1 protein-coding gene is annotated in these 680 nt (G+C 47.2%); it reads right to left on the minus strand.

The window, feature by feature from the left end; genetic code table 11:
* Positions 1 to 644: DNA cytosine methyltransferase (locus tag ACESTK_RS20520; RefSeq protein ID WP_373120640.1), on the minus strand; the 644-nt coding region annotated here is incomplete at its 3' end.
* Between the last annotated feature and the right edge of the window lie 36 nt (positions 645 to 680).

The raw sequence follows: 680 nt of genomic DNA on the forward strand, positions 1-680 counted from the left end.
TTACTTACAATAGTAGTCAGCGGATCCCGTACATCTTTGCTTCTGTCTGCTGCAAAACCTGTCTGTCCAATTTGAACTATATACGGCTCCACAATTCCATATCCATGCTTCCCTGTTATGGTCGGCATTGGCTCTCTGATGTCATTAGGCCTTCTCTCTCCACCATGATTACACTGAATGATAAACGGCTCTGGATTCTCAAGCACAAACTTTTTCAGTCCTCTCGCAATCCTCGCCATTGTCTTAGGTGCCAGTGGACGCACTGCCCGAATACCGTATTTCTCTTTGATTTCTTCGGATGTATCAAAAATTGAAGGACACGGCCTGCTGAAGTCTATCTGGGTATATGCACCAACATAAGGTTTTAGGCTGCCATTCTTCACCTGTTCGCTGTCCGCTGCCCCATGTGCCGGCTCTGGCCACACAATCGGCTTGCCATCACACCGTGCAATCAGAAAGAATCTCTTTCGCATGGTCGGCGCACCATAATCTGCTGCTATCAGCTCTTGAAATTGCACCTCATAGCCAAGGTCTGTAAGCTGCTGCACAAATTTCTCAAATGTCTTTCCCTGCTTGGACTTGATCGGATGTTTTCTCCTGTTAAGTGGTCCCCAGGTTTTAAATTCTTCTACGTTCTCTAACATTATTACCCTGGGTCTTACAAGCCCCGCCCAGCGGCA

Source organism: Ruminococcus sp. Marseille-P328, from assembly GCF_964249465.1.
Taxonomy (GTDB): domain Bacteria; phylum Bacillota; class Clostridia; order Lachnospirales; family Lachnospiraceae; genus Blautia_A; species Blautia_A faecis.